Source organism: Embleya sp. NPDC020630, assembly GCF_044334985.1.
Taxonomy (GTDB): Bacteria; Actinomycetota; Actinomycetes; order Streptomycetales; family Streptomycetaceae; genus Embleya.
This window is the reverse complement of the sequence record NZ_JBIRUB010000045.1, coordinates 1-26,145: the sequence shown is the minus strand read 5'-3', so window position 1 is coordinate 26,145 and position 26,145 is coordinate 1. Positions and strand designations below refer to the sequence as shown.

Sequence of the window (26,145 nt, the reverse complement as noted above, 5' to 3'; positions counted from 1 at the left end):
ACCGGCTCGGTTCCGGCCGCCGACCTGCGATGTTCCGGTGGCGGTCGGTCCTCGGACCGACCGGGGATCGCAACGCGGGTCGGCCGGTGCCGATGCCGGGGGCGGTTTCGCGTGGCGGTCGGTCCTCGGACCGACCGGGGATCGCAACCCGTTGACGTTGTGCACGCCCGCGAGATGGGCCCGGTGGCGGTCGGTCCTCGGACCGACCGGGGATCGCAACTTCGGCTCGGGACTCATCGGGCGCTCCTCTCGATCGTGGCGGTCGGTCCTCGGACCGACCGGGGATCGCAACCACGTCCGTGGACTCCACCCGCACGGCGGGCGGGGGTGGCGGTCGGTCCTCGGACCGACCGGGGATCGCAACCCTTTCGCTGTCCAACGACCTGGACGAGACACGCCGTGGCGGTCGGTCCGAGGACCGACCGTGGATCGCAACGTGAGCTGGCTTGCGGACTTGAAGAAGGGGCAAAGGTGGCGGTCAGTCTTCGAGCCAGGTGTGGACCGCACCGCGCCTGTGGCGGCACACCCCAGGGTGCGGGTGCCGGTGGCGGTTGGCTCTCGAGCCAGCCAAGGGTCGCAACTCGGGCGCCTGGTGCTGCTTGTGCTCCGGGTCCCCCTGGACGGCTGGCCTTCAGGCTCGCCGAGGAGCGCAGCTTGTCCTTGCTGCGCGCGCGAACGGCGAGCCTGCCCCTGGCCGTCGGGGCGGCGACCGGCCTTCGGCTGGCCGAAATCCATTTCGGTGTCGAGTCACGGAGTATCGAGTTGTTGTTTCCGTCGACGGCGAAGGTTGCGTTGGGCCTGGGCGCGGGCGCATTCACGGGAGCAGTACAGGACTCCGCTGGTGCGGTGTTGGCCGTAGGCGGCACGTCCGCGCTGGCGCACGAAGTGTCGTCCGCAGTTCTCGTTGGCGCAGCGTCGGGTGGTGGCCTGTTCGGCGAGGTGGTTGTACAGCTGCAGGAAGGCGACGGAGTAGACGGTGGGGTTGCGGTCGGCGAGGTCGCCGGGTCCGATGCTGAACCGGCTCAGTGCCCCGGTGAGGGCGTCCTCGAGGCCGCCCACGAGGCCCCAGATGCGGGCGGCGCGCAGTTCGTCGAGGGATGCCGGCCACGGGGGGTCGTGGTCGGGGTTCTGGGCACGTACGGCGGTAAGTTCGGCCTCGGTGATCCGGGGGGCCACGAGTTCCTCGAGGCCCCCCTCACGTTGGCAGGCGAGCCAGGTCGTGACCGCTTCCTGCGCGGTTTCCAGGTGGAGGCGGACCAGATCGCGGTGGACGCCCAGTGGGTAGGGGTTGTCGTCGGATCCGGGATCGGGGATGGCGTCGATCCGGTCGGTCTCCTCGTGAGCGAGGTTCACCAAGTACAGGTCACGGCGGTCCAGGTCAAACAACAATCCGTATTCGACGAAGAGTTGGGCCGCGGCGTCCAGGTCGTCGGCGGGAGTCTCCATGAGTTCCCGCAGGTAGAAGTCCTCCGGTAGCTCGGCCGGCTGTCCCGTGGAGGGCCTGGGGTTCCAACGGATCCAGTCGCCGTCGATCCAGACCTCGTCGAATGGCCGGATCGGCGGAGTGGGGACGACGACACCCGGCCAGAGCGTGGGACGAAAGCGTGGGTCAACGTATGCCGTCATGGGGGCATGCTAGCCGGTACCGTCGTAGGACGGAACCGTTCGTCTTGGTACCACGGCCACTTTCTCGGGGAGAGACCGATGTCCGACTGGGACACGCGCAAGACCGTCGGCGAACTGCACGAAGTCCGTGTCATGCGGGAACTGGAACACCGCGGCTGGACCGCGCACCGGTGCGGACAGGGCACCTACCCCTCCGCGATCCGGGAGGCATTGCGACGCTCCGACACGGCGCTGCGGCAGTTTCCCGACCTGATTGCCTCACGCGGTCGGGACCTGGTGGCCATCGACGCGAAGACGTCGCTGCCGAGCACCACTTCCGAACGGTACGCCGTCTCGCGGACGTGCGTGCGGGCCGGGTTGGTCTTCGCCGGCGCGAACGCCCCGATACCGCTGTTCTACGTGTTCGGCGACCTGCGCGTACTCACGCCCGCCGAAGTCGCCTACTACACCGCCGACTCCTGGCGTCCTGCCAGCGGCGCCTACCACTTGGTCAGCACCGCCCGGGCACACCGATTCGACGAGGTGTTCGGCGCAGTTGTCGCACGGAGCGCGTCTCACCACACACTGACAGAGAGGGCCGCCCCAGGGTGCACGTAAGGATCGCAACATCGACGTCGGGGTCTCGCAGGCGACCCGACCGATGTGGCGACAGGCCTTCGGGTCGACCGGGGATCGCTGTCGACGTACGACCTGCGTTCCCCGGTGGTGGTGTTCCCAGGTATGTGCGCGGGCAGCGCCGCGCTCGGCTATTCGGTTGAGTTCGCCGGGCCGGCCGAAGACACTCGCAACGCACGATGCTGCGCCGTCCTGGCGCGACCGGCACGACGAGACGAGGCAACCGGCGTTGATGGACAGGCAGTCGTCCGCGCCCGGGGCGTGTTGGGCGACGTACGGCGCCACGCGTCGGGAACGCGCGGCGGAGAACCGAGAGAGCAGCCGAGGCTTCGTCGAGGAGTTGACGCGGTCCCACGGGCCGGACGCCCCGGAGACCCTGGAAGCGCGGGGCAGCCTGGCCTGGTGGACCGGGGATGCCGGTGACGCGGCCGGAGCGCGTGACCTTTCGGCGGCGTGGGCCGCGGACAAGGCACGAGTGTGCGGACCCGACGATCCCGAAGCGCTCGGCGCCCGCGGCGAACACGCCCACTGGACCGGCGAGGCTGGCGCCCCCGCCACCGCCCGCGACCTGCTGGCCGCCGTCGTCGACGAGCACACCCGCCTGCTGGAGGAACGCGCCGCGCCCGCCGACGTCTTCGAGCCTCTCAGGGGGCCATCGCTCTACTGGCGCGTCAAGCACGCCTACTGGACCGGCATGGCCGGCGACCCGGCCGCCGCCCGCGACCTGTACGCGAAACTCGTTCCGTACATGATCAGCCTTCACGGCCCACGGCACAACGACACGGTGGACGCCCACATCGAACTCGCCCGATGGGCCGGCGAGGCGGGCGATCCCGCTACCGCGCGCGACCTCTACTCCAACCTGATCGACGCCCTCACCCGCTGGCGGGATCCACGCGCACACGACCTGGCCGAGCACCATGCATGGTGGGCGACACGCGCGCCCACAGACTGACAAGAGCACCTGTACCCACCGCATCGACAACCGGCCGCGTTCACTCCTACACGGTCGGCGACGTACACGTGTATGCCGACACCCGGACGTACTCGACACGCAAGGCCCTGCTGCCCGCCGGTGTTCGTCGCGGAGCGTGGTCGGGATCGAGAGGTAGGCTGCGGTCGTGCCGGCGCGGATAACTCGGCCTCGGAACCCCGAGCGCACACACGACACGCCGGCTGCGCCGAGGCCGAAGGTCCACTTCATCCACGAACGTGAATGTCGGCGGGCTTCCGAACGCGGTGGCCGTAGCGGGATTTCCCTGCTCGGGCAGGGTGGCGGTCGGCCTTCGGGTCGACCGGGGATCGCAACGCCGACATCGAGACGCGAGAGTCGCCCACGACCGCAGTGGCGGTCGGCCTTCGGGTCGACCGGGGATCGCAACACCTGGCCGATGGTCACGAAGTGGGCGAAGACCAGTGGCGGTCGGCCTTCGGGTCGACCGGGGATCGCAACCTCCCGCATCTGCTCAGCAGCGCCCGGACGACGGGTGGCGGTCGACCTTCGGGTCGACTGTGGATCGCAACGCCGGTCCATCCGGACCCCGGACCGGCGACAGAGCGTGGCGGTCGACCTTCGGGCCGACCGGAGGATCGCAATTGGAAGCTCGTGTGCGCCAGCTTGAGGGCGGATGGTGGCGGTCGGTCTTCGGACCGGCCGGGGATCGCAACGACGCCGAAGTTCGATCTCTTGGGTTGTCCTCCACTGGCGGTCGACTTCCGGGTCGACCGGGGATCGCAACGATGCTCATCGACACCAGCGGACCGAACTGTCCGCCCGCCTTCTGGTCACTCAGCACCTGCTCCGGCCTGGCGCAGGGTAGTCGAGGTCGCCAGGTGCAGTGCGAGGTCGACCAGGCGGTCTCCGTAGAGCGCGCGGGCGTAGTCGGGGCCGCCGCATGTCGGGTCCGCCATGGTCTGCACCACGCGAAGCCGCGGGTCGCGTTCGGCCTTGCGGCGCATGTCGTCCAGTTGCTCGCGTGTCATCCGTCCGACGTCGGGCAGGCCGTCCGGGCGTCGCGGCAGGGCACTGCGGCCACGGTTCCCTTCGCCGAGTCGAGGGCCAGGCAGGACGCAGGCGGGAGGCAGCCCGACGTCGGGTGTGACACCGCCATTGTCGGCATGTTCCTTTCGGCAGTTGGGGCACAGATGGTCGGTCAGAGCGTGGCCGAGGAGGTAGATCGCCGCGTCGCAGACGGCGCAACGGCCTCGAGGTGGGCCGGGTGGGTCGGGGCGGTGGGCTGGCGCTGTGGCGGAGCGGGTGTCGTGGCGTTGTTGGGCGATGATCTCGGCGCAGGTCTCGCAGGGACGACCGGTCGGCCACATTGTGCTGGTCTCACAGTCCCAGTGGCCGCAGCCCCAGCGAGGTAGGGCCGCCCCCAGCAGCCAGCGGCCGGGGTCGCGGATGTCCTGGGGTGGGGTGAGTCCGGAGCGGACGATGAGGCGGTGGCGTAGGCGTTCGGTGTCCATTCCGATGCCCAGCTGCCGTTCGACCTCCTGGTTGATCTTGCGCAGCAGGAACGTGCTTGTGATCCGGGTCAGCAGCGGGCGTACCGGTTCCAGGACGGCGTGGACCGCAGGGCTCATCGTGGGCCGAACGCCGCCGTTGGGGTGCCGTTTGTGCCTGATCTCGGATCGGATGGGTCGGTGGTTTTCGTCCGCGCGAAGCGCGTCACAGACGTCGGAAGTGGTTTTTCGCGGGCGTGATTTCGGCTCGCGCGCGCCTACTGGCGTCAGGTCGCCTGCGGCGGATGAGCAAGACGCGACCGCGTCTTCGTCGGGTGAGTCAGTCCTGGGTGAATCCCTATACGCGAGGGATCCCTCACCTGAACGGGGACCCGATCCTCCACCGGGGCGGGTACTCGGAGAGGCGTCGAGCGTGGTCTTGCCGGGCACCGTCCCGGCCGGTTCCGTGGTCGGGTTGATCTCGACTGCCGCGCTTGTGGCGGCGTTGATCGGGTGCACCGTGTCGTCGGGGCGGGTTACCGTGGACGCGGTGGGGTCCAGTGCGATGTCGTGGGCGATGTAGACGTGGCGCCCGTAGGCGCCTGCCCGGCGATGCACCGTGATCCATCCTGCGGCTTCCACCGCGTCGACGATCCGACCGGCCGCGTCCGCAGTGATCGGCTGTCCGGCGCGCCGGCCGGAGTGGTGCCGCAGATATCCCGCCAACTCGTTCAGCGTCAGGGCGATGCCTCTCGCCTGCGCGTAGGCGATGACCGCGTAGGCCCGCAGCTGCACGGGAGTGAGGTCTTCGGCGGCCGCCACCGGCAGCCACACGTAGCGCTCTCGCGCGGACATCGGCCGCACTCGCCGCACTGCCGACATCCCGCGGCCACCCGGCCGTGTCCGCCGTACGGTCGACACCTCCACCACGCCGTCCGGGCCCCGCGCCGTCAACTTGGCCAAGCCCCGCTCCAGCGACCCCTTCGACAGCCCCAGGTACTTGGCGATCGTCGCGGTTTTCGCCTCGCACCCCTGAGGCCGTGCGCTCAGCGCGGAAATCTTCACGTAAGACGACAGCGACACGTCCGGGTAGAACTCGAGCTCCACCACCCGCATCGGGGTCCTCACTCGTTGTTTGCGCGACGGTACGGGCGCAGCCATCCTCTGGGCGGGCACGCGCTGGGCCATGAGGGCCTCAGCCGTTGCGGTACTCACCGCGCGCGCCGAGCTACTGGCGGGGGGCATGGCTGCGCGACGGGTAGGTGGGCAAACGTCGAGGACACGAGGGCGTACGCGAAGGGAATGACGGTGGGCAGGGTGTTGGGCATTTTGGGGCGCTTGCCCATGTGACAGGGCGGCTTGGACATGCCATGTGAGCAAGATCGCTCCGGGGCATCGGCGTGTCTGAACAGGGCCTGATCGTGAGACGACGTATCGACGCTGACCAGGGCAAATCGGAATGCCGGTCGTCCGGATCGATCCGTTGGGCCAGGAGCGTGCTGCTCCTCGTTAGGGCTGAATCGCGCTTGTCCGGGCATGCCGACGAGACAAGGCGGTGGAACCTCATGCAAAATGAGGCGTCCTTCCTTGAGAAGGGTGTGTAAAAACCCTGAGCTCCTTGTGGAGCGCAGTGGGTCGGTTCTGGGAGAACCCGTATTGCCCTGGTCGTCCCGGTTGGCGCCGGTAGATCAGGACCTCAGCCGGTTTGGCGACCAGTTGAGAACTTGTAGGTGGGGACGAAGGTCCGCAGTGTTGCTGCACTACGGAGACCGGCGTCCCGGCGGCTGAGCCGCTTGTGCGCTACTTCAACCAACCCCCCAACACCCCAGAGGTGCGCCCGAAACGGGCACCGACAGACCCAATCGCCGAATATGCGATCGGAAGCTCGCGAGCCCTCGCCGACGACGTGACCACATCACCGCGGCGGGGGCTTCGTCGTGGGATGCTCCGGGACATCACGGAGGACTGCGCCGCAGGGCAACGCGAAATGGCGAAAACGCTGCCGGAGCGACGGAGTTGCATCGCTGCCACGGCGGGGCGGCGCGCATGCGAAAGGCATGTGCGGGTACTCTTCAACCGCGTGCTTACCTTCCTGATCCGAAGGTGTGCGCCCGGCGGGCTAGGCCCGTCGGGACCCCCATGACTTGTCCAAGGTCTGGGGGTCTTAACTCTTTCTGGCATCAAACGCGGGATCACCATACCGCTACCGAGGATCACCGAACGTACGTCAACGGTGCGTGTCTCGGTCCCAGCTGGTGCCCACTGCGGGCAGCCTTGTGCTCTCACGAAGCATCCGGGAAGAGATGGCTGTTGACTGCCCTGGCGGCGGATTCCAGTTCCGGCAGTTCCACCAGCGTGACACCGGCCGCAGCGAGCAGTTCATATCCGACGCAATCCGCGACGAACAGGGAGGGCTCCCGCCATGCGATCACTACGCGTGGGATGCCTGCGGCCAGGATGAGCTGTGCGCATGGCATGGGCCGAGATCGGCGCTGGGAACAGGGTTCCAGCGTGCTGTAGATCGTCGATTCCTTCAACTGCGGGTCTTCTTCAGGAAGCTTGGCGATCGCGGCCTCTTCGGCATGCACATGGACATCGGTTTCCCGGCTAAAACCGGAGGCCAACTCGACTCCGTTGGCATCGACGATCACCGCGCCGACGGAGTAGGCGCCTTCGGCGGGCGGACACAGCCGCGACAGGTCGATTGCGCGGTGCATCCAGTAGAGGTCTTGGTCATGGTCTTGCATCAGGTGCGGTCCCGTGGTGCGTAGCGAAGCAGGACGACGTCTCCGATGGTTTGGGCTTCCAAAAGCCGCATGCGGGCGTTCGAGCCACCGGGATAGGCAGCAGGGTTGAGGAAGTGTGGGGCCGTTGCCTGGCCAACCAGGAGGGGCGCTACCGCGAGGTGAAGCTCGTCGGCCAGGTCGGCCGCCATGAACTGGGTATGGATCGTACCTCCGCCTTCGACCATCAAACGGCCCACACCTCGTTCTCCGAGCTTGTCGAGAACCTGCCCCCAATCGAGGTCGGTTCCCGTGCTCACGACGTCGGCGAGTCCGTCAAGGTCACGTCGAAGCTTGTCGGCCACAGCATCGACGGTGAAGACAAGCTTGTCCTGGCCGTAGTGCCAGAACTTCAACGCCGGATCGAGGTCGCCGGATGCTGTCACGGTGACCTTTAGGGGATACTCGGGAAGGCCGCGAGCCATACGCTCCGCGCGCAGGCTTTCGGAATTGACCAACAAGCGCGGGTTGTCGCGCCGCATGGTGGTCGCGCCGATCAGGATGGCATCGCAACTGGCCCGCACTGCATCCACCCGCGCGAAGTCTTCGGCGTTGCTCAAGAGCAACCGCTCGGGGCTCGCGTCGTCGAGGTATCCGTCGACGGAGACGGCAGCGGACAAGAGTACGTATGGACGCGTGGTCATCGGGGTCCGTCCTCATTGGGCTGTACCAGCACACTGTCGAGTGCGTCGTTGTATTCGTTGACCTCCGGCAGGTGCTGCCAAGGCGCGAGACTTCGTTCGAGGCGGGTGAGTTCTGAGACGATGCGTCCCGATCCGGTGTCCTCCGCGATGGCGAGTGCCTGAAGGCCGATGGTTGCGGCCTGCTCCGGGGCGCCGGCACCCGCGTGAGCGACTGCCGCTCGGGACAGGTAGACACCGCGGTCGCGGTGGTAGCCATCGGGTAGCAGCCCAATGGCCGCCTCGAACTCGCTTGCGGCATCCGCGTGCTGGCCCAGGACTTCGAGGGACTGCGCCCGGTGTACGGCGATGTAGGAGGCGTCGAACCAGATGCCCCACGGGCTGGGGTCGTCCGCCGTTTGCGTGAGCATCTCGTAGGCCCGGTCGATGGACCGTTGGCTGGAGGCGGCCTCGCCTCGGATGGCATGTCCGTATGCCTGGTAGGTCTGGGCGACAGCGGCGAGACGACTGCGTGGCCGGGCAGTGCGGTGCGATGCCTCTGCGAGGTCGACGACATCGACGACGTCACGCATGTCGCATGCCAGTTGTGCCTTCCGAGCCATGACATATGCTGTCAAATCCGTGTCACCCAAGGTGTGGCTCGACTGGAGGGCACGGTCCAGCCAGGCGCTGGCGTGATCGTGAATACCGAGATCTTGGTAGAGCCAACTCGCGAACTCGGCGTACTGCGCTTGAAGTTCAAGGAGACCTTGTGCGTCCGGCCCGGTTGCGTCTCGTCGCAGCGTTTGGATCACTGAGATGTACTCGCGCGCCGTCTTGATTGCCTGGCCGGGCCCAAGAAGGTTGTCACTGTCGATGAGAACGGCGCGGGTCCTTCGCAGGTGCTCCAGGGGGGTTGAGCCGTACGAGGCGGCCGCCCGGGCTCGCCGTACAAGGCTGGACACCGTGTTGGTTTCGCCTGCAGAAGCAGGTGTTCCAACGCCCAGCGCGGCAGCCGCACCTGCTCCGGCTCCGACCCCGCCACGCAGGAATGCGCGTCGGTCGATCTGCACAAACACCACCGTCCCGTCTCGTAACCGTGAGGGGACGTAGACCCCATCGTCCGAACCTGCCGGATCTTGAGGGGGTGTGACTAGGGCTCCGGCAGAGTCGGATACATGAGCGTCGGCATCGGATACATGGCTCGCGGATGCTGGATCGAGCGTGCGTTCCCACATAGCGATGAGCGTGCCGCGAGCTCGGAGCTTGGAATCAACGAGCGTGATCTCCGCGCGATCCTGCGGTGGACGCGCTCCTGTCTCCCATCGCGCCAGCTTGGAGTGGCTGAGGTAGACGCTCTCGGCGAGTTCACGCAGCGAGTAGCCGCGCCGTGTTCGCAACTCGCGGATCATGTACCCGAGCCGGTGCTGCGGCGACTTGTCGGGTGTCAAGCTTGATGGTCGCTGACCCATGGGGCCTCCTCCCATGTCTCCACTCGATGTATCCCCTCCGCCGGATACATGTCGGATCTGGTTGCGCCCCCGCTCGACCCGTAGAACTCGGATAAGCAGTGGCCGAGGGCAAGGGAGACAGCGGGATGCTCAACGCGACACGAAAGTGCTCAGTCGTCACCGTGCCGTTCGACGCGTTCGAGACGCGCGGCCAACGCGGCCATCTCCTCACGGAGTTCGGCAATGGCTCGGGCCGTGGGGTCCTGATCGGTTTCGAGGGCAAGGGCGTTTGTGCTGACGAACGAACCGCGACCTTGGTGGGAGTAGATCAGGCGGGCGGCTCGCAGCTCGCTGAGTGCCCGTTGGACCGTGCCGCTGGCAACGCCGTACTCACGCGACAGTTCACGCGTGCTGGGCAGCTTGTCACCGGTACCGAGCTGTTTCGTCCGGATCTTCTCCCGGACGTCTTGAACGATCCGTTGGTACGGCTGCACATCCTCGCCAGTCATGAGCGTCATGGTAGAGCGCCTCCTTCCACCTAGCTAGCTTTCGCGACTTTACTGAAGCACTTGACACAGCCCGCACTGTATCAGCTAAGTTGACATTATTGATTCAGAGGTTCGGATCTCTCGAATCGCCGATGTCCTGCCACCGGCGCTACCCCTTCTCGGGGTAGCGCCGGGAGTGGGATCTCGGTCCCAGCACCACTGCACGACAGCAGGTAGTCCCTGCTTCAGCGGGTGTACGGCCAACCGCATATCCCCACCTCTGCGACACCCACCAGGCACGGAGTCGACGCACCACACAGGTCCTCCGTCCCGGACTTCCGGGGTCCGCAGAGCGCACGTCCTCGCAGCCTGTTGTGCTGCCCGTCCCCCACGTCGGCTCGCCGTCGTGGTGGGCGGAGAACACAACGACCCCACCCGGAGGACACCGATGCGCCACAACGGACAGCCCCGCGTGCGGGCTTCCCACCTTCCGCCCAACCGGCTCTTCCTGAAGCCCGGCTACCCGGCCTGCGTCGTCTGCTGCAAATGCGACACCTGGCGGGTCCTGCACCGCGGCGTCGTCAAACCCCACGACCGCCCCGGCACGACGACCAGGCGCTGCCCCGGCGGCGGACAACGGATCACTGTCGACATCACCGTCGGACAGTGGTGGACCAGCCTCACCGAGGCCGACCGCGAGACCGCGTCGCGCCGCGCAACCCAGGTCGTACGCAAGCCCGTCGCCGCACCGGCCCCGCCGGTCGGCGAGATGCTGCCCGGCCGGCACACCCCGGAGCAGGCCCGCCGCGCGTACACCGAGCACCGCGAGCACTGCCCGACCTGCACCACCACGCCGTGCCCGACAGCCCAACGGCTCGCCCGTACCCACGCCCACCTCCTGCGGGAGGAACCCCGCCGGCAGAGCGGGCAAGCCCTCCTCGAGGCACTCCACCAGGAAGTCGAGGACCGCCGGGCCCGGGAACTCCCCCGCCGCCGGGCCCGCGAGTGGGCCCGCGTCTCCCGGTCCGTCACCCGCACCGACGACCGGCGCACGCAACGGCCGCCGGGCGACGCGCCCGCCGAGTGGGACGTCCCGACCGAGCCGCTCGACATGGCCTACGCGGTCCTGGCCCACCTGGGCCCCGGCTGCGAGGTCTTGGGCGACGAGTCCTTGTGGCAGCGCCACCACCGCGGTGGCGCGAGCATGCAACTCGCGCCCGGCTACCGGCTGATCTGGCACGCCGACCGCAACACTTTCGCGGTCGCGGCGAGCACCTCCCGGCTCGAGACGACCGTCACCGCCGCCACCGCCGGCCACGTGCTCGCGATCTGGGCCGACGAGCGGCCCTGACACACCCCAACCCTCGCCCCGCCCGCACAGCACGACGCGGGCGGGGCGTCGCGTACGCCCAGGCACCGGAGTTGCCGACCGCGCCCACCCGCATCGCACTACGCGGGCGGGGCGCGGCCGGGAGCGCCGGACCACCGACGCCCTCCCCTATACAGGAGCGGCACACATGCACCAGCACATCACCAAGTTGACCGCGATCACCGCCGCCGTCGCCCGCCACGGGGCCGTCGTCGTCGGCGGGGCCGGCGGCACGCTGATCGGCTACGCCGTCGTCGGCGACCTGCACGCCCCCGAACTGCTGCGGATCGCATTGGCGGGTCTGGCCGGCATCTGCGCGGCGATCGTCCTGGACGGGGCCGCGATGCGCACCATGGCCGCGCTGCGTCGCCGCGACACCCCTACGGCCCCGGTCGTCGGCAAGACGCCGGTCGGACCGCCGGTCGACGTGGCTGCGGCGGCCGCGCGGATGGCGCACCTCGTCGAGATCGACGGCCGGTACGCCGCCGAACGGGAGGCCGCGTTCTTCGCCCGCCTCCACCTGGACGGAGGCGGCGTGTGGCCGGGCGACGTGTCCGTGTGGCAGGGACACCGCGACGCCGGCGCGAGCATGCACCTCGCTCCGGGCGTCCGGCTGATCTGGACCAACGACACGGAAAACCCGGAGACCTTCACCCTCGCGACCGGATCCGCCGCGACCGAACTGCTCGTCGAGAACGCCGAGCAACTGCGCGTGCTCCTGGAGCAACTCGCCCACGGAGCCCACCACGACGACAGCGGCGACACGGATCGCGGCGGCGCCATCTCGTACTGGGAGCAACTCGTCTGAACACCCAGCGCCCCCGACGCCCCGGCCTTGAACCGCGTGCGGGGGCCGGCCCCGACCGGCCGCCGCTCGGCCCGTACGCGGTGCCGGCCCCACGGCTTCTCCGGATCCGCCGATCGCTTGCGAGCGTCCGGCGTGCGTCGCGCTACGAACGCCCTATGAACGGCTTTGTGTACCACCGAGCCCCGATTGGAGCCCTGATGATGACCACCACCGACACCGGGACCGCCCGGCGTGCCGCCGCGGCGCCGCCCGCCGGCCCGATTCGTACCGACCTCTACGACTCGCCCGTCGAGTGCGCCCGGGCCCGGGCCGAGGCGGAGTACCTGGCCCTGGTGGCCGAGACATGGTCCGGCCTGACGCTGGCCGAGTACGTCGCTGGCGCCGTTGCGCGGGTGCGGATGTGACCGGTTGATCGAGCCGAGGGACCACGGCGGCCGACACCACACGGTGCCGGCCCCCTTGGCCGCTCGATCGAGTGGCCGGGCACAGGAGGGGACGCACATGAACGAGACCGAGACCGAGATCGTGCAGATGACCTCCGACGTGGTGGTCACCACGCCGGACAGCCACGTACTGCTGATCGAGCGCGGATGGGACCCGCACAAGGGTTCATGGGCGCTGCCCGGCGGTTACGTGGACGCTGGCGAGACCTTCCGCGTTGCGGCTGCCCGGGAGCTGGCGGAGGAGGCGTGCCTTTGGGTGGACGCCGAGGAACTGCGCGAGGTCGGTGTGTTCGACCGGCCCGACCGCGACCCGCGCGGCCGGTTCGTCACCGTCGCGTACGCGATCACCGTGCCCGCCGGCACCACGGCCCAGGCCGGGGACGACGCGGTGGCCGCTGTGTGGTGGCCGCTGGCCGCGCTGCCCCCGCTGGCGTTCGACCACGCCGAGATCGTGGCCGCCGCGACGCACGCGTGATCCGCATCCGACCAGCGTTCGTGTTGGCCGGCACCGCGTGCGGTGTCGGCTTTCACGGCTGCTGTGTACAGCCGAACTCAGGTGCGGTCGCCGGGGATTAGGGCCCCGACGACCGCGCACAGGCACGCCAGATGAATGGAGACACGCCTGTGTCCACGAAGCATCCCACGACGAACCTGCCCAGGAAGGGCACCCAGCCGAAGCCGCCGCCGCCGTCGAAGCCGGACCGTCGCGCCCTCGCGGAGCCGCGCGCCGACGTGGAGTTGGCGTTGCGGTGGGCGCGTGAGGCCGACGCGCGGAAGGCGGCGGCGCAGTGAACCCCGTCATCGTGCAGCGGGAGTTGGAGAAGGCGTTGCGTCAGGCGAAGGAGCTGGATGGGCTCCGGGCGTCGGCCGGTGTGGCGGCGCGCGACCTGGAGGCGGCGAGGCGCCGGGCCGCGGACAACCTGGTGAAGGCCGAGGCTGCGGCGCAGCGGCTGACCGAGACGCAGACGCGGGCGCGGGGTGGCCGATGACCTCCCCCACCCCGCCGGAGGATCCGGGCGAGGCGGCGGAACGCGCCGCACGCGAGCGATTGGCCAAGGCATGGGCGCAGGCCCGGCGGGGTGGTGGTCGATGACCGCCGCCGAGCGTGAGGCCGAGGCCGAGCGCGAGCGCCAGGAGCAGGCCGAGAAGAAGGCGGCGGCCGACGATCGTGCGGCGCGCCGCGCGGTCGCCGATGCCCAGTGGTCCGCCCACGTGCGCCGTTCGACGAGGCGCTGATCGCGTATGTCGCCCGCGCCCCGAGCAACCCGCCCGGGGCGCGGGCCCGAACTCGATGCGTGCACCCCTATATAGAGGAGACCCGCCATGGACTGGCGTCACGTCGCCGCCTGCCGGAACGAGGACCCGGAACTGTTCTTCCCGATCGGCAACACAGGCCCCGCCGTACTCCAGATCGAGGAAGCGAAGTCGGTCTGCCGTCTTCTCTGGGGGTAACCGTGTGGCGCGAGGCGAGTGGAGACCATTATGTGCAGCTCAGCGCCGGTTCAGCTGAGACTATCGTGTGCAACACATGTGGCACCACTGCCGTTCGATGTGATCCAGCCTCAGCCCTTCAGGTCAGATGTCCTCTTCGGGGCCGACATGACGAAGGACCGTCTCGTACTCGCCGGAGGCGACGAGTCCGTCGATGACCGCGGCCATAGACGCCACGCCCGGGTCGCGGACGATGAGGCCGTCCCAGCACCACCAGTAATCGCCTTCCGGGTCTCCTGCCTGGTGCTGGCGGTCCATGATGCGGTGCACCACGTCGAGCGTGAACACAGTTCCGGACCAGCGTTCGCCATCATCGCGGACGACCCACATGTCCACGTTGCAGACCTCGTCCAGGTCCTCTCCTGCTCCAGGTACGAAACAGATCTCGTATCCATCGCGTTTGACTCGATAGAAGGGCCCGTCCCACATGCTCGCTTACTCCGTAACACTCGATCCTGCGCCGCCCTGAGACGTGAAGGCCAAGCTCAGGCACGTTGATTCAGTGCTCTGGTCAGATCACGGTTGGCCGCCCTCGCGGCTTCGAGATCAGATCGTGCTTCCTCCAGCGAAGCCGTCAAGTCCACATTCTGCTGCTCCAGCCTCGTGATCTTCCGTTGGAGCTCGTCGATGTCTGCTGGGGCTCCGAGGCCCGACTCCTGCCAGGCCTGGGTCCCCAGCACCTGCGAGAGCCGTTTCTCCAACTGCTGAACGCGGGACGCCAGGCGAGTGTTGCGAGCCTGGGCGTTGGCGAGATCGGCCTGAAGCGAGGCCCGGCTCACCGGCGAAGTGCCTGCCGGGTCCTGGGTCGCAGGTTCGAGCTCGGCCGCGTGCACGATCTCCAGGAGGTCGCGGTGACGGTAGAGGAAGCTGCGATCGACTCCGGCTTGCCGGGCGATGGCAGAGACGCTGATGGGCGTGCCGTTCCTCGCGGCGTTCTTCACTGCGGTGGCGACGCGCTGGCGGCGCCGCTCGGTGTCGGCCTGCCGGCCGTCGCGCATGGCAGGGATCACGGAAGCCTCCAGGGCCTGACGTCGGGAAGCGGCTGGCCGACGCGGGGCATGCCCAGCATCACTGAGCGGCCGCGGCGGACCACGGCGACTGCTTCCTCTATCTGGGAGCGTTCCTCGACGGACAGGTCGTCCAGGTCCGCCTTGACCCGGTTGATGAGGCGGCGGACCCGGCTTATCTCCTCCTCGGAGGGCAGGGCCTCGCTGCGGGCCCAGTCGTCGGCTTCGAAGGCCGACATCAGCCGTTCGCGGCTTTGTAGCAGGTCGGACAGGTATCGCTCCAGGTCCGGAAGGTAGGAGACGTCGGTGCGGAAGTGGTTGCAGCCCACGCAGCGGAACCTGATCGGGCAACTCTGCCCGCCGGCCGCGACGTTGTGGGGCTCCAGGCAGACGCCGTAGGCCGTGGCGACCTCGCCGATGGCTCGCCGCACGTGTTCGGAGTCGAGCAGTCCCTGGGCCTTGCGCCAGACGCGGCTGCCGTGTCGGTCGAACTGCAGGGCGGTGACCCGGTCGACGGCTTCGCGTCGTCGCTCCTGGCTGACTAATGGTGACGTCGGGTATTGAAACTGTCTGAATGCCTCTGTGATCAGAGTGGGGCGAGGACCATGAGGACCTCGTCGCGGGTGTCGTCGGGTGCGAGCCGGAGAGCTTCGGGCCAGCGGCCGATCTCGCGCCATCCGAGCCGTCCGTAGAAGTCCTCAAGCCCCTCGCCTCCCCTGGCGGCGAGATGCAGCTGTTCCAGCCCCAGTTCGTCTCGGGCGATCTTCCGGAGTTCGTGGACGAGGGCGACGCCGATGCTTCGTCCGCGCCAGTCGGGGTGGGTCTGGAGGTGGTGAACGGTGCCCCAGTGCCCGACGAGCCGGTAGGGGTCGCGGTTGAGGATGACCCATCCGGCGAGGACGCCGTCAGCTTTGGCGACGAGGAGGCGGCTCTGCTGCGGGTTGAGTCGGCCGACGAGTTTGTCCGCGACTGGTTCGACGTCGTGATCATTGACAGGCGGGAAGGGAAATCCGGCGGCGCCGCCCGTGTTGGTAACGGCGATCCAGCAGTCGATCAGCTCTCGCCGGAGTTCGGGGGTGACGTCGTTCGGGTCGGTGATCTGGACGAGGTCGAGGGCGTGTTCGTGAGACATGCGGGGAGCATGTCAGAGGGGTCTTAGATGCTCGGTTGTGATCAAGATTCTTTGGTTCGGCGGCTGACTTCGGCGGCGTAGGTGGCCCAGTCGCCCGCGGAGAGACGTTGCCAGGCGACGGCGACGTCGGTGTGGATGCCGAGCGTGCGGGCGAGGATCCCGGCCGGGATCTCGGTGGCGAGCTGGAAGAGCGCAGTGCTGCGGGCCTGATTGGGCCGGATCCCGAGCTGGTTCAGCCGCTGGGTCAGCTGCGTCGTGCTGATCGGCCGTCCGGGCTGGCCGCCAGGGAAGAGCCATGGAGACGGAGTCAAGGCCCCGATGGTCGCGTGACCCTTGCGGTTCGCGGCAACCACGCGGGCCAGTGCGGCGACAGGCTCGGGCAGCTGGACGGGAGCATCGCCGAGATGGAGACGTACTTCCTGCGCGCCGACCTCGACTTCCTCGATGGTCAACCGGCTGATCGCTGAAGGTCCTTGGGCATAGAGGAGGAGAAGGAGTCCTGCGAGGCGGTCTTCTGCTTTGAGGGTGTCGTCGTGCAGGAGTCGTCGTGCGACGTTCCACCGGTGTTCGTCATCGAGTGGCTGGGTGGGGCCGTTCCAGCGGACCGCGGAGACATGGACGGTGGTGAGCTTGTTGGTGCGAGCCCAACGAATGAAGTGGCCGGCCGTGTGGCGGTAGGCGGCGGAGTCGTCGGTGAGCCACTGGTCGAGGTCGGCCTGCTGGCAGGTCCCCAGGGCGAGGTCGTGAGCCTGAAGCCACGTCAGGAAAGCGACGGCCGCGTAGGTGCGTTGGCGCGCGGACATGAACTGCTGCGGGGTCAGCGGGCGGCCGTTGCTGCGTCGGCGTAGTCGACGGACCAGGTGCCATATCGCGTACCGGTGCAGGACTTTGCGCTGTTCGGGATCTTGCTGTGTTCCGAGCAGGCCGGCGAGGAAGCGTTCGAGGCGAACCATGTACTCGTCCCGCTCGGGCAGGGCACCGACGCCGATCAGGACTTGGCGGAGGTGGGCGAGGGGCGGGCTGTCGGGCAGCTCGTCGAGGGCCTCGTGAGTCAGGGCTCGTCGGCCGGTCGCGAGGTCGGCCAGGACCGGAGACACGGACGGCTTGTTCAGCCACCGCCTGGCGGTGATGGGGTGCTCGGCGGTGGCGATGTCGTTCCGCAGGGCTTCGAGACCGGGGTGGAGGGCATCGGACGGAGGGCCCAGGAGCTCGTTGAGGCGCCGGTTGATGAGACAGCGAGCGCACTGGCCGGGGTGCAGGTAATCGGGATCGCTGCAGGTGGGGCAGGTGTGCCAGACCTCAGGGGCGGTGCAGTCCACGCAAAGAGGCTGGTCGAGAGTGCCGGAGATGATCGCCGCGACGCCTCCGCAGGCCGAGCACGGCGCTGAGCGATGCTGGCAGTCCAGGCACCATGGCCGGCCCGTGGTGCGGGAAGTGCCGCAGGGCTTCTCCTCGCCGCAGATGCTGCAAGTCGCGGTGGGCAAGGAGGGGCAGCTCGCGCAGAGCGAGCCGCCCGGTGTGCGGGTGTTCACGACCTTTCGTCGGCCGCAGTTGATGCAGGTCTCCAGGTTCGCCGGGTCGCTGACCAGGCAGTTCGGACACACTGGCCGACCTTGGTCGTCGCGGGTGGCGGGCTCTCGCCGAGCTCCGCATCCCGAGCACTCCTCGATGCGGGAGTGGGAAATGCACATGCGGCAGACCCGTCGTCCATTCAAGGGCTTGTCGATGCGTACGACTCTGTGGCAGCCGGGGCAGGACGGCCGGATGATCCCGGTGACGCCGGCCTCGAGCAGCAGGTCGATCAGTTTGAGGATCGCACGGTGGGGTGCAAGGTGGCCGTCCCCGGTCAGCAGGGCAGGGTTGGCTTCCAGGGCCCAGGCGAGTTTCTGCTGGTAGGAGGGACGAGGCGCCGATCGGCGGACCGCGTCGGCGACCGTCTCCCGTCCGGCCTGCGGGTCCAGTCCAGCGATCAGGGCGCCGATCACTGCGACGGGGTCGCGTCCGTCGGTGTCCGGACACTTGCCGCATCGCGGCCGCCCAGCCCGGTCACGTGAGGCGACCCGGCGGGTGTTTCCGCAAGCAGCACACGGCTCGGGCTGTGGCCCGCAGTTCCAGCAGTACCAGTCCTGGCCGCGGCGCTGGAGAGTCCGCATGTGCCTGCCACATTCGGCGCAACACGGCGGCGAGATGGCTTGGGCTCCGGCCTCACGCAGGGCGATGAGCAGGTCGCCGACGGCCCTGGGCGCCGGGGAGCGACCGTCGGCCAGCACACTGGGATGCTCAGCGAGATGTGCCGCGAGGCGGCGTGACTTTGAGCGGCCGCCCACGACGCCGGCGACCGCGGCACGAATCCGGTCAGGCTCCAGGTGATGTTCGACGGCCGCGACCAGGTCCACGATGAGCCCGATCGGGTCGGTGACGGCCCGATCGGGGTGCCCGGGTGTGGTCACGGCCGCTCGAGACTGCGGATGCGGGCTCGCTTGGGTCGCAGGTCACCGACGCCTGTCTCGGCGCCAACGGCCTTCCTTGTCCGGGTAGTTGTCCCGGCAGCTGCTGCCGCGGTGGGCTCGATGAGGTCGTCCATGGTGCAGTCGAGGATGTCGAGCAGGGCCATGAGGATCTTCAGGCTGAGTCGTTCGGGGCGCTCGACGACGAGCCGGTAGACCTGGCTGGACGACAGGGTGATGCCGCGTTCGTCCAGCAGCGGGATGAGGTCGGTGGTGGAGAAGAGCCCGCGGTCGGCCATGACTTTGCGCAGGTGCCAGTGGTAGTCGAGCTTCGCAGCCATCAGCGGTCCTTGTCTGCGGGGATCGGGGCGAGCGCGGGAGCAAGTGCCTTGTGGAGCATGGTGTTCATGAAGTCGTCGCTGACGTGGGTGTAGATGGCGGTGGAACTGTCATTCTCGTGACCGACTTGCTGCTGCAGAAACCGCCGGTCAACCCCGTCCTCCGTGAGGTGAGTGACGTAAGAATGGCGAGCGGAGTGGACCGTGAGCGCCTTCGGGAGCTTCAGGGCGTCACGGTAGGCGACGAACCGGGCGTTGATCTCCGCCGGCTTCACCCGCCCGCCCCGCTCGGTCACCCACAACGCGGGGTGATCCTCGCAGCCGAACCGCGGCCGTACGTTCTCCACGTAGTCGGCGACCGCCTCCACCGCCCAGTCCATCACAGACAGCACGTTCCGACGGCGCGGCGGCTGGCCCTTCTTCGCTTTGCCGTAGCGGACGTTGAGGGTGCCGTACCGGCCGAACTGCGGAGCCTTCGCGTTCCGCCCGAAGTCCACCACATCCAGCTTCGATGCCTCGGTCCGGCGAAGCCCCCACCCGTAGATGACCTTGAAGAGAGTGGCGTCGCGGTAGGCGGCCAGGGCCCCCTTGCGCTTGGCCCGTACCGCCCGTTCGACCTGGTCGTCGGCGTAGTCGAGGAAGCGCTGGATCTCCTCGCGGGTGAACGGCCTCGCCTCGGGGCTCCCCTCATAGGCGTTGAGGTGGGCGATGGTGTTCCACTCGTGGCAGATGGCCACCGGATGAGTGCCGAAGGCGTCCTCGCAGGCCACCGCCCAGCCGTAACGGCCGTCGATCAAGAACTCGCTGAACAGGCGCAGACTGCCTTGGTAGCTGCGGATCGTGGACGGTGCGAGGTGCTTCTCGCTGGTCAGCCACAGTGACCACTCGTCCACGTGGCCGGGTGTCCAGGACCACGGATATTCGTTGGTGTACTCCAGAAACCGGCGTACGAGTCGTTCCCGGGCCACGACCGTGTCCTCGCGGAGCCCGCGGGCGGCCTGTTGAGCCCGCCAGCCCCGCACCATCGCCTCGACCATCGCGTCCTGCGGACGCAGCTGGGCCACCCCGGAGACCAGCTCCAGGCGAGCCGCTCCAGCCAGGTCGGCATGTCGCTGTAGACCCACTTCCACCCTCCCCTCCAGAGGGCAAATCCTGCATCAGATGGGATCTGATCACCAAACTCGCAGCTCAGGCCGCCAAGTTGCAGGAGAATGGAGTCCTCGTCAGACCTCGCCCCGACCTCGCGACCTGCGACTTCTCACCCGTCTGATGCGATTCCTGAGGGTTCCGGTAGTACGTCTGTGTGGTGGACAATTCGCGATGGTCCATCAAATCCATGAGGACATCCGGCGCGATGCCTTCGTCCGCGTGACGTTGGGCATAGGTGTGGCGGTAGGCGTAGGGAAAGATCCTGGACTTGTCGAACGGCAGCAGCTTCGTCACGGGCTGCCCGTCGACCTCCACCACGACGGGGATCATGATGTCGGCCAACTCGTCGACCCACGCCCGGTGCGCGTCCCCGATCGGGCCGATGGACTTCTTCCCCGCCGGGTTGGCCACGGGACTGGGCAGCAGTTTGAGCATGCCGGTCGGGGTGTCGGGGAATCGCTCGCGTACTCGTTCCTGCTGCTCTGTGATCACGGCGGCGGTCGCCTTAGCGATCGGCAGACGGCGGCCCAGCCGGTAGTTCTTGTGGTTGTCGTAGAGCAGGATGAGCGAACCGTCCGGGTCCTTGGCCAGACAGTCCCACTTCAACGTGCCGATCTCGTCGGGCCGTCGCCCGGTGTCGATCACCAGCTCGGTGGCGACGCGGTACTCGCGGTTGCTGGTCTTCTCCAGCAGGTCGAGGTTGTCGCAGAGCTCTCGCATCACCTCGTCCGGCAGGTCCCGGCCGGCCTCGGCGTCCTCGGGCTCGTCCGGGATGTCCTGGCTGGACAACGTGAAGTCGCTCGGCAGGCCCTCCAGTATCTGGCCGGGCCCGGTCAGCCCCATGACCCGGATCCTGTTCGTGATCTGCCGGACGTAACGGATCACGTTGACCCGATGGTGTGTGCCGAACGTGCCGGTCTCGGCGAGGAAGGCGACCCGATTGCAGAAATTGACCATGTCCGTGCGGCCGAGGAGCCTTGGCTGCCGGCCGCCGTCCTCGCGCTGCAGCCGCAGGCTCTCCGAGAGCAACGTCATGCCCCGGATCATGTTCTGCAACGCACTGGCGACGGACCGGCCCCGCCGTCGCGGGAGCTCGTCGTAGGCCCATATCTTGACCGCTTCGCGGAAATGCCTGTGATGGATCTTGCTGAAATTGAGCGTGCCGTTGTGCCCGAAGACCACCAAGTCCCATACGTCTTCCAGTCGTTCGGTCTCCGGAGTCGTCCCCAATCGGCGCAGAGCCGTCCGGGCGCCTCGGACGAGCATTCGGAGGTCGTCGGTCGTTTCCGCGCGAACCAGGTCCGCGTCCTCGAGTGCTTCCAGGCTCGGGACCCCAAGGAGCCGCAGCCGGTCGCAGAGCTGCCGGAACCGGTGGTCGCGGGTCTTCACGTCCCGCGCGGTGCGGACCTGCAGGCAGTAGAGCAGCTCGGCGGCCAGCCGGTCGGGCAGACCCCTCAGGCTGACCTCCCGGCCGACGGCCACCGCCGGCGTCGTCAGGCGCCACCGCTGTTCGTCACCGTCGAAGCTCCCGCGTCGGCGTTCGATGGCGAGCCGCGCGGAGTGCACGTCGCAGTAGACGTTTCCCTCTCTGCCTCGCACCCGGTAACAGGAGGCGACCCGGCAAGGCCCGATGTCGGGCAGCGGGCGAAGATTCGGGCGCCGGAGGAAGTCCTCCAGCGTCGGGTTGCCCGACCTCGACCATTGGTAGTGGTGCACTGAGCAGACGCGGGCGGCAACCGACCTGCACGGCCGTTCGCAGCCCGGCACCCGGCAAAGCGTCTGGCCGATGCTTCGGTATTGGCCGGTCCTGCCTCCGGCGGTGAAGTCCTCCAGGGACAACCCGGACTTCCTCCAGCGGACCGTGCAGCCCACACACATCGGTTCGCCGAGCACGGTCCCCGTGACGCAGCCGGAGATCCGGCAGTCCGGCATTCCCAGCACCGGGTGGCTCTTGGGATAGCGGACCACCCGCACGTCCCAGTCCCAGCCGAGCAGGCTCAGGAAGTCGGCGTCCAGCGCGGCGACGATCTCGCGCATCCTCAGGTCCTGCGGCTCCTGGGCCGGAGACAGCGGCGTCGCCATCAGATCTCCCCGAGTCCGTGCCGGACCCGCGGCGACGGAACCCGTTCGATCGCCTCGCGCAGCCGGGCCCGATCGGGGATCAGATAGGGCCGGGCAGACCCCGGGTGCTTCTGCCCGAGCAGGACCTGCACCTCGTCCAACGACCCGCCGGCGTCCGAGACATTGCTGCCGAACGCCCGGCGTGCCATGTGCGGGCCCACCTTCCGGGACAACTTCGCGCGCCGGCTCAAGCGCTCGAAGAGCTCACCCAGCGCATCGGGCGTCATGGGCGCCCCGAGTGGCTCGCGGAACAGGTTCACCAGCAGGAAGTCGCTGCCGCCTGCCCCCAGGATCTCGTGGCGCTCGTCGACGTACTGATCGAAGGCCTGGACCACGAGGAAATCCAGCGGTTGGGTCCACGCCTGCTTCGACTTCGACCAGGCGCCATTGCTGTTCTCACGGCGCCGAACGTGCAGATGAGCACTCTTGTGGTCGCAGCCCAGGGCCCGGGAATCGGGCAGCAGGTGGCAGTCGCCGCGGCGCAGACCGGCCACCTGGCCGCGGCGCAGCCCGACCCGGCCGTGCAGCAGCACGACCAGCCGGTCCCGGGCACTGCGGCACTCCAGGAACATCGCCACCAGTTCCTCGTCGGAGGCCCGGTCCACATCCGCCTCCGGCTCCCGCACCCGGTGACGGGCCCGAAGCCGGTAGGACAGGCCGCTGTCCTCGCCCTGGGCCTCCACCGGCAAGTCCCGGCTGTCGGCCAGTTCATAGATCTGCCCGAGGACCGAGCGTGGTGCCTCGCCCACTGACACCGCGTACGACAACAGCCCCCGTACCGCCGACAACACGGCGTTGATCCGCCGCTCCCCCCGAGCCGGCTCCGCCCCCGGACCCAACACCACCGGCGCCGCGCGGCCGTCCGGCGTCGACGGCGTGTACTTCAGCCAGACCATGAACAAGCCCAAGTCCCGTGCTGCCGTGGGCCATTGACGCCCGGTCGCCTGACACCAGCGCAGGTACAACGACGCGCCGCCGGCGAACGCCTTCGTCGTCAACTCGGCCCGGCTCCGGCCGAACCGCAAGAAACGCAGCCACTGATCAGCGACCGGTACCACCAGGAGGTCGTCGTCGACGACCGTCCAGTACCGCACTCCAGACGGCAAATCCACAGGAAAGGCCCGCACTTGCAACTCCATGATCTGACGGTTGATGCAACAACCCGCCACAGAGCCGCACCCCCTGAGAATGACTCTCAGAAGATCAACTTAGCCTCTCTACACAACGTCACACCACACTGGGTTGCCCCCCAGAGAAGCCGACGCTGCCCTGTGCGCGAGCGCTGCCTGACCTGGGCGTTGGAGACCGGGCAGGACGCGGGTGTGTGGGGCGGCTTGTCCGAGGACGAGCGTCGGGCGCTCAAGCGCCGCGCCGCCCGCAACCGGGCCGCCACCTCCGCCTGACCGCCGGGCGGGTATCGACCCGGGCCCGGCCCGCCGACCGGCCGCCGCGCCCACGTCCCGATGGCCGGCCCAGTCCGTCCCGGCCGGGCCCGTCCCGGCCGGGTGGCACCCGGCCCCGCCGGTACCCCGGAGCGACACCATCCACAGCAACACGCGCCGGCCCCCGTCGGGGGCCGGCGGTTGCCCGATCCGCTGCCCTCGGCCTCGGCCGGGTGCAGCGGATCGGGGAGCCGGTACGAACCTGCGCTTCCGTCCGCCCTGCACTTCCGTCCGCCTCCCGCATCGACCCCTGGACACCACGGAGGCACGCGTGAGCGACGACAACACGACCTTGATCGAGACCTGCCACTGCGGGGCGACCGTGTCGGGCTGGCCGAACGGCTGAACGACCTGCCCCAACGGCCACCGGATCCAGCTCAGCCCCGGTACCGGCGGTTGGTAGCCGGTCCACCACCGGGAGAGCGGTCACCCTCGCCGGGTGGCCGCTCTCCCGTGTACGGCCGTGGCCCGCCCCATTTTTGGTTGGAGAGAGATGACGACGACGATCGACCCGGCCGCCGCAGGGGCGGCCCGCCCGGGTCCGGGCGCGGTTTCGGGGACCGGGCCCGCCGCTTCCGCGACCCGGCCGACGCCTTCCACGACTCGGCCCGCATCTTCCGGGACCGCCCCGGCGGCTCCCGCGCGGTACACCCTGGACACCGCCTCGGACAGGGCGGACCGCCACCTCGCCTCGGCGACCCGGGCCGCCGCTTCCACGACTTCGCCCGGCACTTCTGCGACTTCGACCGCCGCTTCGGCGACTTCGCCGGACGCGGGCCGGGGCGTGAAGATCACCCTGGGGATCGTGTCCGCCGTGGGCGGGTGCGTGATGGGCATGGCCGGGTTCTACCTGTCCTTCGGGAACCTCAGCAGCGCCGGACACACCACCTTCGGGTTCTCCGCCGACGACGCCAGGATCTTCGCGATCGGCGTGGACGTGGCGATCGTGACCTGCCTGGTCCTGGACCTGTTCATGGCGTGCATCCGCACGTCGTGGCCGGTGCTGAGGCTGCTGGCCCACGGCATGACGGCGGCGAGCATCTACTTCAACGCCGCCGCGCACGGCGCGATCGCCGACAACCTCGACAAGGCCGCCAGCCACGGCCTGATGCCGGTCCTGTTCGTGATCGGCGTGGAGGCCGGCCGCCGGATCCTGGTCCACCAGGCCGCGCTCCCGGCCGACCACGACGTCATCCCCGGCCACCGCTGGATCCTCGCGCCCCGCCCGACCTGGCGCATCTTCCGGGCGATGAAGCTCTGGGAGGTCGGCTACGCCGAGGCCATGGCCCGCCAGCGCGAGCGGGCCATCTTCAACGCCTGGAACGAGTACAAACAGGAACTGCGCAAGGCCGGCCTGGTCGAGGGCGAACCCGAGGCCCTGGCCCGACTGCCCAGGAAACTGGAGCCGTTCGGCCTGACCGTGGACCAGGCCCTGGCCCTGCCGGACCACATGGCCCGCCAGGAACTGCGCCGCCGCCAGGAGTCGGAGCAGCGGGCCCGCGACCTCGAACTCGACACCGAACGGGCGCAGCACGAGGCGGAGAAGGCGCGGCTCGCGCACCGCAAGGAGATGGCGACGCTGCGGGCCGACCTGACGACGACCGAGGGGGTCGCCGGGGCGCGGGCCCGCGGGGCGGTCGCGGAGGCGGAGGCTCGGGCGGACGCGCGTTCTCGGGCGGTCGCGGATCTGGACGAGGCGGTGGAGGAACGCGAGGCCGCAGAAGCCCGACGGCAAGCGGCGGAAGCCGACGCCCGAGTCGCGGAAGAACGGGCCAAGGTCGCCGAAGCCGACAAGCGCGCGGCGGCCGACGCCGCGCTCGCGGAGATCGAGAAGCAGCGCGCGGCGCAGGCTCGGAAGCAGGTCGCAGAAGCCGAGGCGCACGCCGCCGAGGCGGAAAGGCAAGCCGCGGAAGCCCGGCACCGGGCAGCGGAAATCACCCGGCGGGCGGTCGAGGCCGAGGACGTCGCGAACTTCACCCCGCGTCAGCGCCGGGTGCGAGTCGTGGCCCGGATGATCCTCGCGGCCTCGCCGCGGGACGTCGACCTCGCGGCGGTCGAGAAGGCGATCGGCAAGACCACCAGCACCGCCTCCACGACGAAGGCGGCCGCGGTCGCCCTCCTGGCGGCCGGATACGACCCGGCGGCGGGCTTCGACCCCGAAATCGCCCGCGACGCCGAGCGCGACCGGGACTGACCTGCACTAGGGCCTGTTCTGAGTTCGGATCACGGTCGTGTGGGGAGGCTGCGGAGCCAGAGGATGGCGCCGCGTAGGTGGAGCCCGGCGAGGTAGCTGTCCGGGGTCTTGTCGGTCCGGAAGGCGATGCCACGCCAGTCCTTCATCCGGTTGATGCAGCGTTCGGCGGTGTTGCGCTG

At 68.9% G+C, this 26,145-nt stretch carries 25 protein-coding genes, 3 pseudogenes and 1 CRISPR repeat array (1 of these 29 only partly in view); of the genes and pseudogenes, 12 read left to right on the top strand and 16 right to left on the bottom strand.

Annotated features, from left to right (window positions below):
- Positions 1–581: direct repeats of the CRISPR family, unit length 37 nt; unit sequence GTGGCGGTCGGTCCTCGGACCGACCGGGGATCGCAAC; it reaches 326 nt to the left of the window's first position.
- Positions 582–747: 166 nt separating this feature from the next.
- Positions 748–1,626, bottom strand: a complete 879-nt coding sequence (locus ACH4XV_RS47640; RefSeq protein ID WP_395800759.1) for a hypothetical protein — start codon at positions 1,624–1,626, stop codon at positions 748–750.
- Positions 1,627–1,704: 78 nt separating this feature from the next.
- On the opposite strand from ACH4XV_RS47640, the gene ACH4XV_RS47635 reads away from it, so the two are divergent.
- Together ACH4XV_RS47635 and ACH4XV_RS47630 are read left to right on the top strand one after the other, a co-directional pair.
- Positions 1,705–2,223 (top strand): hypothetical protein, encoded by a 519-nt coding sequence (locus tag ACH4XV_RS47635; RefSeq protein WP_395800757.1) that lies wholly within the window; start codon positions 1,705–1,707, stop codon positions 2,221–2,223.
- A gap of 250 nt (positions 2,224–2,473) precedes the next feature.
- Complete coding sequence (locus ACH4XV_RS47630) at positions 2,474–3,196, top strand: hypothetical protein (protein ID WP_395800755.1); 723 nt, start codon at positions 2,474–2,476, stop codon at positions 3,194–3,196.
- Between the two features lie 830 nt (positions 3,197–4,026).
- Here the strand turns inward: ACH4XV_RS47630 and ACH4XV_RS47625 are convergent.
- From ACH4XV_RS47625 to ACH4XV_RS47605, 5 genes are all read right to left on the bottom strand, one after another.
- Positions 4,027–5,799, bottom strand: a complete 1,773-nt coding sequence (locus ACH4XV_RS47625) for a hypothetical protein (protein ID WP_395800753.1) — start codon at positions 5,797–5,799, stop codon at positions 4,027–4,029.
- 1,166 nt (positions 5,800–6,965) lie between these two features.
- Complete coding sequence (locus ACH4XV_RS47620; RefSeq protein WP_395800751.1) at positions 6,966–7,430, bottom strand: deaminase; 465 nt, start codon at positions 7,428–7,430, stop codon at positions 6,966–6,968.
- The gene (locus ACH4XV_RS47615; protein ID WP_395800749.1) at positions 7,430–8,110 is read right to left on the bottom strand and encodes a RibD family protein; all 681 of its coding nucleotides are present in this window, start codon (positions 8,108–8,110) and stop codon (positions 7,430–7,432) included. The genes ACH4XV_RS47620 and ACH4XV_RS47615 overlap by 1 nt, the downstream gene beginning before the upstream one ends.
- A complete protein-coding gene (locus ACH4XV_RS47610) occupies positions 8,107–9,558 on the bottom strand; it encodes a helix-turn-helix domain-containing protein (RefSeq protein ID WP_395800747.1) in 1,452 nt (483 codons plus the stop codon). Before ACH4XV_RS47610 ends, ACH4XV_RS47615 begins: the two co-directional genes overlap by 4 nt.
- A gap of 149 nt (positions 9,559–9,707) precedes the next feature.
- Complete coding sequence (locus ACH4XV_RS47605) at positions 9,708–10,055, bottom strand: GntR family transcriptional regulator (protein WP_395800745.1); 348 nt, start codon at positions 10,053–10,055, stop codon at positions 9,708–9,710.
- A gap of 442 nt (positions 10,056–10,497) precedes the next feature.
- Between ACH4XV_RS47605 and ACH4XV_RS47600 the strand changes: the two genes are divergently transcribed.
- The 8 genes and pseudogenes from ACH4XV_RS47600 to ACH4XV_RS47565 all read left to right on the top strand — a co-directional run.
- Entirely contained in the window at positions 10,498–11,376 is an 879-nt protein-coding gene (locus ACH4XV_RS47600) for a hypothetical protein (protein ID WP_395800743.1), read from the top strand.
- 166 nt (positions 11,377–11,542) lie between these two features.
- Positions 11,543–12,202: a hypothetical protein gene (locus ACH4XV_RS47595; protein ID WP_395800741.1), complete on the top strand. Its 660-nt coding sequence runs from the start codon at positions 11,543–11,545 to the stop codon at positions 12,200–12,202.
- Between the two features lie 197 nt (positions 12,203–12,399).
- Positions 12,400–12,606, top strand: a complete 207-nt coding sequence (locus ACH4XV_RS47590; RefSeq protein WP_395800739.1) for a hypothetical protein — start codon at positions 12,400–12,402, stop codon at positions 12,604–12,606.
- Between the two features lie 97 nt (positions 12,607–12,703).
- Positions 12,704–13,120: an NUDIX domain-containing protein gene (locus ACH4XV_RS47585; protein ID WP_395800737.1), complete on the top strand. Its 417-nt coding sequence runs from the start codon at positions 12,704–12,706 to the stop codon at positions 13,118–13,120.
- Positions 13,121–13,269: 149 nt separating this feature from the next.
- Positions 13,270–13,437: a hypothetical protein gene (locus ACH4XV_RS47580; RefSeq protein ID WP_395800735.1), complete on the top strand. Its 168-nt coding sequence runs from the start codon at positions 13,270–13,272 to the stop codon at positions 13,435–13,437.
- A complete protein-coding gene (locus ACH4XV_RS47575) occupies positions 13,434–13,634 on the top strand; it encodes a hypothetical protein (RefSeq protein ID WP_395800733.1) in 201 nt (66 codons plus the stop codon). Before ACH4XV_RS47580 ends, ACH4XV_RS47575 begins: the two co-directional genes overlap by 4 nt.
- Before the next feature lie 100 nt (positions 13,635–13,734).
- Complete coding sequence (locus tag ACH4XV_RS47570; RefSeq protein WP_395800731.1) at positions 13,735–13,881, top strand: hypothetical protein; 147 nt, start codon at positions 13,735–13,737, stop codon at positions 13,879–13,881.
- A gap of 87 nt (positions 13,882–13,968) precedes the next feature.
- Positions 13,969–14,082 (top strand): annotated as a pseudogene (locus tag ACH4XV_RS47565) (WhiB family transcriptional regulator); the annotation flags it as partial.
- Positions 14,083–14,220: 138 nt separating this feature from the next.
- Here ACH4XV_RS47565 and ACH4XV_RS47560 read toward each other — a convergent pair.
- The 9 genes from ACH4XV_RS47560 to ACH4XV_RS47520 all read right to left on the bottom strand — a co-directional run bounded on the left by ACH4XV_RS47560 (position 14,221) and on the right by ACH4XV_RS47520 (position 23,469).
- Positions 14,221–14,472 (bottom strand): hypothetical protein, encoded by a 252-nt coding sequence (locus ACH4XV_RS47560; RefSeq protein ID WP_395800729.1) that lies wholly within the window; start codon positions 14,470–14,472, stop codon positions 14,221–14,223.
- Positions 14,473–14,621: 149 nt separating this feature from the next.
- Positions 14,622–15,146: a DUF6262 family protein gene (locus ACH4XV_RS47555; protein WP_395800727.1), complete on the bottom strand. Its 525-nt coding sequence runs from the start codon at positions 15,144–15,146 to the stop codon at positions 14,622–14,624.
- Positions 15,143–15,574 (bottom strand): transposase, encoded by a 432-nt coding sequence (locus ACH4XV_RS47550; protein ID WP_395800725.1) that lies wholly within the window; start codon positions 15,572–15,574, stop codon positions 15,143–15,145. Before ACH4XV_RS47550 ends, ACH4XV_RS47555 begins: the two co-directional genes overlap by 4 nt.
- A 155-nt stretch (positions 15,575–15,729) precedes the next feature.
- Positions 15,730–16,275: a GNAT family N-acetyltransferase gene (locus ACH4XV_RS47545; RefSeq protein WP_395800723.1), complete on the bottom strand. Its 546-nt coding sequence runs from the start codon at positions 16,273–16,275 to the stop codon at positions 15,730–15,732.
- A gap of 41 nt (positions 16,276–16,316) precedes the next feature.
- Positions 16,317–18,260 (bottom strand): site-specific integrase, encoded by a 1,944-nt coding sequence (locus ACH4XV_RS47540; protein WP_395800721.1) that lies wholly within the window; start codon positions 18,258–18,260, stop codon positions 16,317–16,319.
- 461 nt (positions 18,261–18,721) lie between these two features.
- Positions 18,722–19,063 (bottom strand): helix-turn-helix domain-containing protein, encoded by a 342-nt coding sequence (locus tag ACH4XV_RS47535; RefSeq protein WP_395800719.1) that lies wholly within the window; start codon positions 19,061–19,063, stop codon positions 18,722–18,724.
- Entirely contained in the window at positions 19,063–20,184 is a 1,122-nt protein-coding gene (locus ACH4XV_RS47530) for a tyrosine-type recombinase/integrase (RefSeq protein WP_395800717.1), read from the bottom strand. The genes ACH4XV_RS47535 and ACH4XV_RS47530 overlap by 1 nt, the downstream gene beginning before the upstream one ends.
- A gap of 64 nt (positions 20,185–20,248) precedes the next feature.
- Positions 20,249–22,291, bottom strand: a complete 2,043-nt coding sequence (locus ACH4XV_RS47525) for a hypothetical protein (protein WP_395800715.1) — start codon at positions 22,289–22,291, stop codon at positions 20,249–20,251.
- Positions 22,291–23,469: a tyrosine-type recombinase/integrase gene (locus ACH4XV_RS47520; protein WP_395800713.1), complete on the bottom strand. Its 1,179-nt coding sequence runs from the start codon at positions 23,467–23,469 to the stop codon at positions 22,291–22,293. Before ACH4XV_RS47520 ends, ACH4XV_RS47525 begins: the two co-directional genes overlap by 1 nt.
- 120 nt (positions 23,470–23,589) lie before the next feature.
- Here ACH4XV_RS47520 and ACH4XV_RS47515 point away from each other — a divergent pair.
- Both ACH4XV_RS47515 and ACH4XV_RS47510 read left to right on the top strand, forming a co-directional pair.
- Positions 23,590–23,733: pseudogene (locus ACH4XV_RS47515) on the top strand (WhiB family transcriptional regulator); the annotation flags it as partial.
- 823 nt (positions 23,734–24,556) lie between these two features.
- On the top strand, positions 24,557–25,966 hold the full coding sequence (locus ACH4XV_RS47510; protein WP_395800711.1) for a DUF2637 domain-containing protein: 1,410 nt from the start codon (positions 24,557–24,559) through the stop codon (positions 25,964–25,966).
- 29 nt (positions 25,967–25,995) lie between these two features.
- Here ACH4XV_RS47510 and ACH4XV_RS47505 read toward each other — a convergent pair.
- Positions 25,996–26,145: pseudogene (locus ACH4XV_RS47505) on the bottom strand (IS5/IS1182 family transposase); the annotation flags it as partial.

What these genes read in the sequence shown, in the direction of transcription:
- ACH4XV_RS47605 (WP_395800745.1), bottom strand. Translation starts at nt 10,055, where the DNA reads ATGACGCTCATGACTGGCGAGGATGTGCAGCCGTACCAACGGATCGTT.
- ACH4XV_RS47570 (WP_395800731.1), top strand. Translation starts at nt 13,735, where the DNA reads ATGACCGCCGCCGAGCGTGAGGCCGAGGCCGAGCGCGAGCGCCAGGAG.
- ACH4XV_RS47590 (WP_395800739.1), top strand. Translation starts at nt 12,400, where the DNA reads ATGATGACCACCACCGACACCGGGACCGCCCGGCGTGCCGCCGCGGCG.
- ACH4XV_RS47640 (WP_395800759.1), bottom strand. Translation starts at nt 1,626, where the DNA reads ATGACGGCATACGTTGACCCACGCTTTCGTCCCACGCTCTGGCCGGGT.
- ACH4XV_RS47585 (WP_395800737.1), top strand. Translation starts at nt 12,704, where the DNA reads ATGAACGAGACCGAGACCGAGATCGTGCAGATGACCTCCGACGTGGTG.
- ACH4XV_RS47630 (WP_395800755.1), top strand. Translation starts at nt 2,474, where the DNA reads ATGGACAGGCAGTCGTCCGCGCCCGGGGCGTGTTGGGCGACGTACGGC.
- ACH4XV_RS47535 (WP_395800719.1), bottom strand. Translation starts at nt 19,063, where the DNA reads ATGGCTGCGAAGCTCGACTACCACTGGCACCTGCGCAAAGTCATGGCC.
- ACH4XV_RS47595 (WP_395800741.1), top strand. Translation starts at nt 11,543, where the DNA reads ATGCACCAGCACATCACCAAGTTGACCGCGATCACCGCCGCCGTCGCC.
- ACH4XV_RS47545 (WP_395800723.1), bottom strand. Translation starts at nt 16,275, where the DNA reads ATGTCTCACGAACACGCCCTCGACCTCGTCCAGATCACCGACCCGAAC.
- ACH4XV_RS47620 (WP_395800751.1), bottom strand. Translation starts at nt 7,430, where the DNA reads ATGCAAGACCATGACCAAGACCTCTACTGGATGCACCGCGCAATCGAC.
- ACH4XV_RS47635 (WP_395800757.1), top strand. Translation starts at nt 1,705, where the DNA reads ATGTCCGACTGGGACACGCGCAAGACCGTCGGCGAACTGCACGAAGTC.
- ACH4XV_RS47520 (WP_395800713.1), bottom strand. Translation starts at nt 23,469, where the DNA reads ATGGAGTTGCAAGTGCGGGCCTTTCCTGTGGATTTGCCGTCTGGAGTG.
- ACH4XV_RS47625 (WP_395800753.1), bottom strand. Translation starts at nt 5,799, where the DNA reads ATGCGGGTGGTGGAGCTCGAGTTCTACCCGGACGTGTCGCTGTCGTCT.
- ACH4XV_RS47615 (WP_395800749.1), bottom strand. Translation starts at nt 8,110, where the DNA reads ATGACCACGCGTCCATACGTACTCTTGTCCGCTGCCGTCTCCGTCGAC.
- ACH4XV_RS47525 (WP_395800715.1), bottom strand. Translation starts at nt 22,291, where the DNA reads ATGGCGACGCCGCTGTCTCCGGCCCAGGAGCCGCAGGACCTGAGGATG.
- ACH4XV_RS47610 (WP_395800747.1), bottom strand. Translation starts at nt 9,558, where the DNA reads ATGGGTCAGCGACCATCAAGCTTGACACCCGACAAGTCGCCGCAGCAC.